We start from the raw sequence: 9,787 nt of genomic DNA, 5'->3' as shown, positions 1-9,787 counted from the left end.
GCGGATCGTGCGTTCGGCGGTGCGGGGGCGCGCCGGGAGGGCGGCTCGTCGCCGGCGAGACGGGCGCGGAAGGCTCGGTGCTCGGGCCGAGACGGGCGCGGACCGGCTCTCGAATAGACTGGCCCCTGCCATCAGCGGCGCCCTCGGGGGCCGCACGCAACGAGATTTCCGAGGGAGCACCGTGTCCGGGCATTCCAAGTGGGCCACGACCAAGCACCAGAAGGCGATCAAGGACTCGCGCCGCGCGAAGTCCTTCGCCAAGCTGATCAAGAACATCGAGGTGGCCGCCAAGATCGGCGGCGCCGACCTCTCCGGCAACCCGACGCTCGTCGACGCCGTGCAGAAGGCGAAGAAGACCTCGGTGCCGAACGACAACATCGACCGCGCGATCAAGCGCGGCGCCGGCCTCACCGGCGAGGTCATCGACTACACGACGATCATGTACGAGGCCTACGGCCCCAACGGCATCGCCCTGCTCGTCGAGTGCCTCACCGACAACAAGAACCGCGCCGCGGCGGACGTCCGCACCGCGATGACCCGCAACGGCGGCACCATGGCCGACCCGGGCAGCGTCGCGTACAACTTCGCGCGCAAGGGCGTCATCTCCGTGCCCCACGGAGAGAGCGTCACCGAGGACGACGTGCTCGGCGCGGTCCTCGACTTCGGTGTCGACGACGTGCTCGACCACGGCGAGAGCTTCGAGGTCCGCGTCGAGCCGAGCGAGCTCGTCCCGGCCCGCTCGGCCCTGCAGGAGGCGGGCATCGACTACGACTCCGCCGACATCGAGTTCGTCGCCTCCCTCCAGGTCGAGGCCGACGCCGAGACGGCCCGCAAGGTCTTCCGCCTGATCGACGCGCTCGAGGACTCGGACGACGTGCAGAACGTCTACACCAACCTCGACATCACGGCAGAGGTGCGCGCCGAGCTCGAGAACGAGGAGTGACGCGGTGAGCCCGGCCCGATCCCGGAGGGCGGCCTGATGCGCGTCCTCGGGATCGACCCCGGGCTCACCCGCTGCGGCGTCGGCATCGTCGACGTCTCGCGCGACCGCCACGCGACCCTCGTGCACGTGACGGTCCTCCGGACACCGCCCGACGACGCGCTGGAGCGCCGCCTGCTGGCCCTGGGCGACGGGCTCGAGGCGCTGCTCGACGAGCACCGCCCCGACGCCGTCGCGATCGAGCGGGTCTTCGCGCAGAACAACGTCAGCACCGTGATGGGCATCGCGCAGATCAGCGGCGTCGCCCTCGTCGCGGCGGCCCGGCGCGGGCTCCCGGTCGGGATGCACACGCCGAGCGAGGTGAAGGCCGCCGTCACCGGCTACGGAGCCGCGGACAAGCGCCAGGTCACCGCGATGATCCAGCGCGTCCTCCGGCTCGACGCCCCGCCGCGGCCGGCCGACGCGGCCGACGCCCTCGCCCTGGCCGTCTGCCACGCCTGGCGGGCGCCTCTCACGCCGTCCTCCGGGTCGGCGGGAGCCGGTGCCGACGGAGCGGCGGGCGGCACAGCAGCGCAGCGGGCGTGGCGCGCCGCCGAGGCCGCGAGTCGAACGCCTGTTCGAGCATCTAGACTGACGCGGTGATCTCCTCCCTCCGCGGCACCGTCCTCTCCGCCCGCGGGAGCCTCGCCGTCCTCGACGTCCACGGCGTCGGCTACGCGGTGAACGTGACCCCGCAGCACGCGCTCGAGATGCGCGTCGGCGACGAGACCACGGTCAGCACCGTGCTCGTCGTCCGCGAGGACTCGCTCACCCTCTACGGCTTCCCCGACGAGGAGCAGCTCGAGATCTTCGAGCTGCTGATCGGCGTGACCGGCGTCGGCCCGAAGTCCGCCCTCGGCGTGCTCGGCGCGGTCGAGCCGGACCGGATCGCGCAGGCGGTCGCCGACGAGGACGACGGGGTGTTCCGGAAGGTCAGCGGCATCGGCCCGAAGACGGCCAAGCTGATCATCCTGTCGCTCGCCGGCAAGGTGACCGTCCGTCCGCGCGCCGCCCGCGGCTCCGGTCCCGCCGCCACCGCCGCGCAGAACGTGCTCGCGGCGCTCGTCGGCCTGGGCTGGCCCGAGCGCACCGCGGCCGATGTGGTCGACGAGATCCTGCTCGACGCGCAGGCCTCCGACGCCGCGAACGTGCAGGCGCTGCTCCGGCTCGCCCTCGCCCGCCTCGGTCCGGCGGCCCGCTCGTGAGCGACGAGGTGCTGGGCGCCGAGGTCGCGTCGGAGGCCGAGGTCGCCTTCGAGGGCGCCCTGCGGCCCAGGAACCTCAGCGAGTTCGTCGGCCAGCGCAAGGTGCGCGGCCAGCTCGAGCTGCTGCTCAAGGCCGCGGCCATGCAGGGCCGGACCCCCGACCACATCCTGCTCGCGGGCCCGCCCGGGCTCGGCAAGACGACCCTCGCGATGATCGTGGCGGAGGAGAGCTCCTCGCCCCTGCGGCTCTCCAGCGGCCCCGCGATCCAGCACGCGGGCGACCTCGCCGCCGTCCTCTCCTCGCTGCTGCCCGGCGAGATCCTCTTCATCGACGAGATCCACCGCATGGCGCGCTCCGCGGAGGAGATGCTCTACCTCGCGATGGAGGACTTCCGGATCGACATCATGGTCGGCAAGGGGGCGGGAGCGACGTCCGTCCCGCTGGATCTCGCCCCGTTCACGCTCGTCGGCGCCACGACCCGCTCCGGCCTGCTGCCCAATCCGCTCCGCGACCGCTTCGGCTTCACCGCGCACCTCGAGTTCTACGCGGAGGACGAGCTGCGGCAGGTGCTCGCCCGGGCGGCACGGCTGCTCGAGCTCGACATCGACGCGGACGCGATCGCCGAGATCGCCGGCCGCTGCCGAGGCACCCCGCGCATCGCCAACCGCCTGCTCCGGCGGGTGCGGGACTTCGCCCTGGTCCACGGCGGACGGGCCGACGTGACCGCCGTCCGCGCGGCGCTGGAGCTCTACGACGTCGACGCGCTCGGACTCGACCGGCTCGACCGCGCGGTGATGGAGATCGTGCTGACCCGCTTCGACGGCGGGCCGGTCGGCCTGAACACCCTCGCCGTGTCGGTGGGGGAGGAGGCGGAGACGGTCGAGGCCGTCGTCGAGCCGTTCCTCGTGCGGATCGGATTGCTGACCCGGACGCCGCGCGGCCGCGTGGCGACCCCCGCCGCCTACCGCCACTTCGGCATCGACCCCCGGGGGACGGCGGCTCAGCCGCCCCTGTTCCCCGATGATCTATGATTCTCTAGGCCCGACGGGCCGCTCGATCCGCTCCGCCTCGACCTGAGGCCGCGCGGCGGATCGCCCATCCACTCCGGAAGGCCCACCCATGGATCCGACGATCATCCTGCTCGTCCTGCTGCTCGCCGTGATGATCATCTTCATGTTCCGCAACAACAAGAAGCGCCAGCGCGACGCGGAGAGCATGAAGAACAACCTCCAGCCGGGGGTGGAGCTCATGACCGGCTCCGGCCTCTTCGGCACCGTCGTGTCGATCGACGACGAGGCGAACAAGATCGTCATCGAGTCGACCCCCGGCACGCTGCTGACCATCCACCGTCAGGCGATCGCCCGCCTCATCGACCCGAGCGAGAACGCCGTCGCCGTCGACACCGAGGACGAGGCCGACCCGCTGACCGCGACCGGCTCGCCCGAGTTCGGCGAGCGCGACTCCGCGCACCGCGACCCGCTGGTGGACCCGGTCGAGCGCGACCGCCGCCCCGACGGGCAGTAGTCTCCTGGTCGGGCCGGGCGCATCGGCGCCCGCCCGCCCTTCTCCACGCCCGGGCGACCCCGGGCCGATCACCGTCGACCGAAGAGAAAGCTGAGCCCTGGGTGGCCGCATCAACCCCCGTCCGGAAGGCCCGCCGCTCCCTGAGCTGGCTCGGTGTCCTGATCCTCGCTCTCGTCGGACTCAACACGGCGGCCGTCCTCTGGGGCGGCGGCTCCTGGACGCCGAAGCTCGCCCTCGACCTCGAGGGCGGCACGCAGATCGTCCTGCAGCCGCAGCTGAACGACGGCGATACCGTCTCGTCGGAGCAGCTGACGCAGGCCGTCTCGATCATCCGCCAGCGCATCGACGCGTCCGGCGTCTCCGAGGCCGAGATCACGACCCAGGGCTCGAGCAACATCGTCGTCTCGATCCCGGGCACGCCCGACGACGAGACGCTCCAGCGCATCGAGGCCTCGGCGAAGCTCGACTTCCGCCCGGTCCTCGTCGCGAGCCAGGCCACCAACAGCTCGGTCGGCGGCGACGCGACGTCCTCGCCCACGCCGACGCCCGTCGACCCGTCGCTCGCGACGGAGCCGACCGCCTCGCCGACGAACGCGAGCGACCTCGCCTACCTCACGCCGGCGCTCGAGGCCCAGTACACCTCGTTCGACTGCGCGTTCCTCAACGGCCAGGACCCGAACCTCGCCCCGGCCGACCAGCCGCTCATCACCTGCGACGACAGCGGGACGGTGAAGTACGTCCTCGGCCCGGTGGAGATCACCGGCGAGGACATCTCGGACGCCTCGAACGGCCTGATGACGACCTCCTCCGGCGCCAGCACCGGCACCTGGGCCGTCAACCTCTCGTTCGACGACCAGGGCACGCAGGCCTTCGGCGACGTGACCTCGCGCCTCGTGGCGCTGCAGGGTGCGCAGAACCAGTTCGCGATCGTCCTCGACGGCCGGGTCATCTCGGCCCCGTCGACGAACGCCGCCATCACCGACGGCAACGCGCAGATCTCGGGCTCCTTCACCCAGGAGTCGTCGAAGACGCTCGCCGACCAGCTCAAGTACGGCGCGCTGCCGATCGGCTTCCAGGTCCAGAGCTCGGACAGCATCTCGGCGACGCTCGGCTCCGCCCAGCTCGCCAGCGGCCTGCTCGCCGGCCTCATCGGCCTGATCCTCGTCATCGTCTACTCCATCGCGCAGTACCGCGTGCTCGGAGCCGTCACGATCGCCTCGCTGCTCGTCGCGGCGATCGTCACCTACCTCGTCGTCACGCTGCTGTCCTGGCGGGAGGGACTGCGCCTCTCGCTCGCAGGAGTCGCGGGTCTCATCGTCGCGATCGGCATCACGGCCGACTCGTTCATCGTGTACTTCGAGCGCATCCGCGACGAGCTCCGCGACGGACGCGGCCTCGAGTCCGCCGTCGAGTCCGGCTGGCGGCGCGCGCTGCGCACGATCTTCGCGTCCGACATGGTGAACCTGCTCGCCGCGGTGGTCCTCTTCCTCCTCGCCGTCGGCAGTGTCCGCGGCTTCGCGCTCACCCTCGGGATCACGACGATCATCGACCTGATCGTGGTGGCGCTGTTCACCCACCCGATCCTGCAGCTGATGGCCACGAGACCGTTCTTCGCCGAGGGGCACAAGGCCTCGGGCCTGGATCCCCGGGCGCTCGGGGCCGTCTACCGCGGCCGTGCCGCCTTCCGTCCGCAGGACCAGGTGGTCGCCGGCAAGCGCGCCTCCGCGTCCCGTGAGGCGGCCAAGCGCCAGACCATCGCCGAGCGGAAGGCCGCCGAGGCGGCCGGCCTGCGCGACTCCAACGACTCGAACGGGAAGGACGCGTGATGGCCAGCTTCTCGCAGTTCGGAAACGACCTCTACACCGGTGCGCGATCGATCGACTTCGTCGGCCGGCGCCGCACGTGGTACCTCGTCTCGCTCGCCCTGATCCTGATCACGCTGCTCGGTACGGTCGCCCGCGGCGGCTTCAACTTCGGCATCGAGTTCACCGGCGGCTCGCAGTTCACGGTGTCCTCGCCGTCGAGTCTCGAGCAGGCGACGGCGACGGACGCGGTGACCTCGGTCGCTCCGGAGACCGTGCCGCGCGTGTCCATCGTCGGCGAAGACTCCATCCGCGTACAGACCGGCCAGCTCTCGACCGACGAGTCGACCGCGGTGCGGAACGCCCTGTCGGAGGCGTACGACGTGCCCACCGACCAGGTCGCCTCCTCCTTCATCGGAGCGGCGTGGGGCAACGACGTGACCCAGCAGGCCCTGCGCGGCCTGGTGATCTTCGTGGTCCTCGCGGCCCTGGCCATGTGGGCGTACTTCCGCACCTGGAAGATGTCGCTCGCGGCGATCGTCGCGCTCCTGCACGACCTCGTGATCGTGGCGGGCGTCTACGGCATCACCGGCACCGAGGTGTCGCCGGCGGCGGTGATCGGACTGCTGACGATCCTCGGCTACTCGCTCTACGACACGGTCGTGGTCTTCGACAAGATCCGCGAGAACACCGTGGAGGCGCTCGGCAGCACGACCCGCACCTTCTCCGAGACGGTGAACCTGGCCGAGAACCAGACTCTCGTGCGCTCCATCAACACCTCGATCGTCGCCGCCCTCCCGGTGGCCGCGATCCTCGTGATCGGCGCGTTCGTCCTCGGCGCGGGCACTCTCCGCGACATCTCCCTCGCCCTGCTGATCGGCATCATCGTCGGCACGTACTCGACGATCTTCGTCGCGGCGCCGCTGTACGCCCAGCTGCGCAGCCGGGAGCCCGAGATCTCCAAGCACGACAAGCGCGTGGAGTCGGCCCGGGCGAAGGCGACCGCGCCGGCCGCGCCGGCCGTGCAGGGCTGAGCCGTGGCCGACTACGCACAGGTCACCGCGGCCGACGCCGTCGGACTCGTCGCGCGCGACGAGGTCTGGCTGCTCGATGTCCGGGAGCCGCACGAGTGGGTTGCGGGGCATGCTCCGGCCGCCCACCACATCCCGATGGGGGAGATCGGCGCCCGGCAGGACGAGCTCCCGGCCGACACGGCGATCCTGGTGGTCTGCCACTCCGGAGTCCGCTCCGCGATGGTGACGCAGGCCCTCGACGGCGCCGGCTACGAGGTCGCCAACGTCGACGCCGGCATGACCGCCTGGGCCGCGGCGGGCGGCGACGTGGTCGACGGCGAGGGGCGCCCGGGACGCATCGGCTGACGCCGGCGCCGTCCGCCCCGGGCGGAACGGTCATCGGCACCGTCCGCACGGGCGATAATGGGGCGATGGAGATCCTCGCGTGACGGAAACGACGACGACGTCCTCGACCGCTGCCCTGCGCAGACTGGTCCCGCGGATCTTCTCGCGCGCGCAGCCCTCCGGTGCTGTCGACACCCTCGTCCGCACCGTCCGGATGCACCACCCCAAGAGCGACATCGCGCTCATCGAGCGCGCGTACTCGGTCGCGGAGCGGGCGCACGCGAACCAGAAGCGCCGCAGCGGCGAGCCCTACATCACGCATCCGCTGGCCGTCGCGCAGATCCTCGCCGACCTCGGCATCGGCTCGAAGACTATCGCCGCCGCGCTGCTGCACGACACCGTCGAGGACACCGACTACCAGCTCGACGAGCTCCGCGCGGACTTCGGCGACGAGGTCGCGATGCTCGTCGACGGCGTCACCAAGCTCGACAAGGTCAAGTACGGCGACAGCGCGCAGGCCGAGACCGTCCGCAAGATGATCGTGGCGATGTCGAAGGACATCCGCGTCCTGATCATCAAGCTCGCCGACCGCCTTCACAACGCGCGGACCTGGGGCTTCGTCCCCGCCGAGTCCGCGGCCCGCAAGGCCACCGAGACCCTCGAGATCTACGCGCCGCTGGCGCACCGCCTCGGCATCCAGGCCATCAAGTGGGAGCTCGAGGACCTGTCCTTCGCGGTGCTCTACCCCAAGATCTACAACGAGATCGAGAGCCTGGTGAAGCGGCGGACGCCGCAGCGCGAGGAGTTCGTGCAGAACGTCATCGACCTGATCAGCGAGGACCTGCGGGCCGGGCGGATCCGTGGTCGCGTCGTCGGCCGGCCGAAGCAGTACTACTCGATCTACCAGAAGATGGTCGTCCGCGGTCGCGAGTTCGACGAGATCTACGACCTGGTCGGCATCCGCGTCCTCGTGAACTCGGTGCGCGACTGCTACGCCGTGCTCGGCTCGATCCACGCCCGCTGGACGCCGATGCCGGGCCGGTTCAAGGACTACATCGCCACTCCGAAGTTCAACCTCTACCAGTCGCTGCATACGACGGTCGTCGGGCCGAAGGGCCGCGCGGTCGAGATCCAGATCCGCACCAACGAGATGCACCAGCACGCGGAGTTCGGCATCGCGGCGCACTGGAAGTACAAGGAGCAGATGGCCACCGGCAAGGTGCCCACCTCCGGATCGAACGACACCGACCTCGCCTGGCTCGCGCATCTCTCGGACTGGCAGTCGGAGACCACCGACCCGAACGAGTTCCTCGACTCCCTCCGCTTCGAGATCGGCGCCAAGGAGGTCTACGTCTTCACCCCGAAGGGACGCGTGATCGGCCTGCCGACCGGTGCGACCCCGGTCGACTTCGCCTACGCGGTGCACACCGAGGTCGGGCACAGGACGATGGGCGCCAAGGTCAACGGGCGCCTCGTGCCGCTGGAGTCGGCTCTGACGACGGGCGACGTGGTCGAGGTCTTCACCTCGAAGAACCCCGACTCGGGACCGAGCCAGGACTGGCTCCACTTCGTGCAGAGCCCCCGGGCCCGCAACAAGATCCGGCAGTGGTTCACCAAGGAGCGGCGCGACGAGGCGATCGAGCAGGGCAAGGACTCCATCGCCCGGGCGATGCGGAAGCAGAACCTGCCGCTGCAGAAGCTGATGAGCCAGGACACCTTCACCGAGGTGGCCAGCCAGCTGCGCTACAACGACGTCGAGGCGCTCTACGCGGCCGTCGGCGAGGGCCACGTCTCGACCCAGTCGGTGCTCGAGAAGGTCGTCTCCTCCATCCAGGGCGATCCGGAGTCGGACGAGAACGAGGTCACCCTCCCGCGCTCGCCCCGGCCGCGGAGCCGGAGCAGCGAGTCGGGCGTCCTCGTGAAGGGCGCGCCGGACATCCTCGTGAAGCTCGCGAAGTGCTGCACTCCGGTTCCGGGCGATCAGATCGTCGGATTCGTGACGCGGGGAGCCGGCGTCTCCGTGCACCAGGCGAACTGCCACAACGTGCAGGAGCTGCTGAAGGAGCCGGAGCGGATCGTCGACGTCGAGTGGGCGCCGTCCTCCAAGAGCATCTTCCTCGTGCAGATCCAGGTCGAGGCGCTGGACCGCTCGGGCCTGCTGAGCGACGTGACGCGCGTGCTCTCGGAGCACCACGTCAACATCCTCTCGGCGACGGTCTCCACCTCGAGCGACCGGCTGGCGATCAGCCGGTTCGTCTTCGAGATGGGCGACACCACCCACCTGGACCGCGTGCTGAACGCCGTGCGCCGGATCGACGCCGTCTACGACGTCTACCGGGTGAACGGGGGCTGATCCCCGGGCGGCGCCTCGCCGAGCGCCGCCCGCAGCCGTCGTCCGACGATCCTCCGTCCGGCGACGGCGCTGCCCTCCTCCAGCCTCGCGAGGACGGCGTCGAGGCCGGTCCGGGTGCTCCGAGAGAGCGCCCGGAGGATCGCGCCCGCGTCCTCCGTCCGGGCGAGGTCGATCAGGGTGCGGGCAGGCGACGTGACCGGCGCGCCGCCGAGGAGGACGACGTCGTCCTCGTCGAGCAGGACCTCGTGGCAGCGCAGGCGGGGGTTCGACGGCGCCTGCCGGCGCTTCCGCCGGTCGATCGAGGCGCTGTGCACCGGCGGCGGACGGTGCGTCGCTCCGTGCACCCACGCGGCGGAGAGACGATCGGCGACGGCGCCGCGGGGGAGCAGCGAGCGCAGGGAGGCGGCCCGCTCGGACGCCCCCAGGGGCAGGTCCGCGACGAGGAAGCCCTCGTCGAGCGCGACCAGCTCGCCGTCGAGGCGGGCGGCGCACAGCTCCGCGAGAGGGAGGTGCCCGGGGAGGAGCACGGAGGGGAGGCGCATCCGGCCATGCTGGCCGATGCGCCT

Annotated in this window: 10 protein-coding genes; 9 read left to right on the top strand and 1 reads right to left on the bottom strand. The window is 71.1% G+C overall.

Annotated features, from left to right (window positions below; genetic code table 11):
• Positions 1-181 precede the first annotated feature (181 nt).
• From C5C44_RS15565 to C5C44_RS15525, 9 genes are all read left to right on the top strand, one after another.
• Positions 182-943: a YebC/PmpR family DNA-binding transcriptional regulator gene (locus C5C44_RS15565; RefSeq protein WP_104224772.1), complete on the top strand. Its 762-nt coding sequence runs from the start codon at positions 182-184 to the stop codon at positions 941-943.
• A 36-nt stretch (positions 944-979) separates the two neighbouring features.
• Positions 980-1,582 carry a crossover junction endodeoxyribonuclease RuvC gene (gene ruvC, locus C5C44_RS15560; protein ID WP_104224771.1) on the top strand — a complete coding sequence of 201 codons (603 nt, stop codon included), beginning with the start codon at positions 980-982 and terminating at the stop codon, positions 1,580-1,582.
• Positions 1,579-2,184, top strand: a complete 606-nt coding sequence (ruvA, locus tag C5C44_RS15555) for a Holliday junction branch migration protein RuvA (protein WP_104225337.1) — start codon at positions 1,579-1,581, stop codon at positions 2,182-2,184. Before ruvC ends, ruvA begins: the two co-directional genes overlap by 4 nt.
• Positions 2,181-3,215: a Holliday junction branch migration DNA helicase RuvB gene (ruvB, locus tag C5C44_RS15550; RefSeq protein WP_104224769.1), complete on the top strand. Its 1,035-nt coding sequence runs from the start codon at positions 2,181-2,183 to the stop codon at positions 3,213-3,215. Before ruvA ends, ruvB begins: the two co-directional genes overlap by 4 nt.
• 88 nt (positions 3,216-3,303) lie before the next feature.
• Entirely contained in the window at positions 3,304-3,708 is a 405-nt protein-coding gene (gene yajC, locus C5C44_RS15545) for a preprotein translocase subunit YajC (RefSeq protein WP_104336157.1), read from the top strand.
• A 101-nt stretch (positions 3,709-3,809) separates the two neighbouring features.
• On the top strand, positions 3,810-5,534 hold the full coding sequence (gene secD, locus C5C44_RS15540) for a protein translocase subunit SecD (RefSeq protein WP_104246772.1): 1,725 nt from the start codon (positions 3,810-3,812) through the stop codon (positions 5,532-5,534).
• Positions 5,534-6,544, top strand: coding sequence for a protein translocase subunit SecF (gene secF, locus C5C44_RS15535; RefSeq protein ID WP_104336156.1), 1,011 nt, complete (start codon positions 5,534-5,536; stop codon positions 6,542-6,544). The genes secD and secF overlap by 1 nt, the downstream gene beginning before the upstream one ends.
• A gap of 3 nt (positions 6,545-6,547) precedes the next feature.
• Positions 6,548-6,889 carry a rhodanese-like domain-containing protein gene (locus C5C44_RS15530; RefSeq protein WP_104336155.1) on the top strand — a complete coding sequence of 114 codons (342 nt, stop codon included), beginning with the start codon at positions 6,548-6,550 and terminating at the stop codon, positions 6,887-6,889.
• A gap of 79 nt (positions 6,890-6,968) precedes the next feature.
• Positions 6,969-9,221, top strand: coding sequence for a bifunctional (p)ppGpp synthetase/guanosine-3',5'-bis(diphosphate) 3'-pyrophosphohydrolase (locus C5C44_RS15525; RefSeq protein WP_104224764.1), 2,253 nt, complete (start codon positions 6,969-6,971; stop codon positions 9,219-9,221).
• Here the strand turns inward: C5C44_RS15525 and C5C44_RS15520 are convergent.
• The gene (locus C5C44_RS15520) at positions 9,200-9,763 is read right to left on the bottom strand and encodes a type IV toxin-antitoxin system AbiEi family antitoxin (RefSeq protein WP_104336154.1); all 564 of its coding nucleotides are present in this window, start codon (positions 9,761-9,763) and stop codon (positions 9,200-9,202) included. The genes C5C44_RS15525 and C5C44_RS15520 overlap by 22 nt on opposite strands.
• Between the last annotated feature and the right edge of the window lie 24 nt (positions 9,764-9,787).

This window comes from Rathayibacter sp. AY1F6 (genome assembly GCF_002932035.1).
Taxonomy (GTDB): Bacteria; Actinomycetota; Actinomycetes; order Actinomycetales; family Microbacteriaceae; genus Rathayibacter.
Note: the sequence above shows the minus strand (reverse complement) of the source record. Positions and strands in the feature narration are given on the sequence as shown.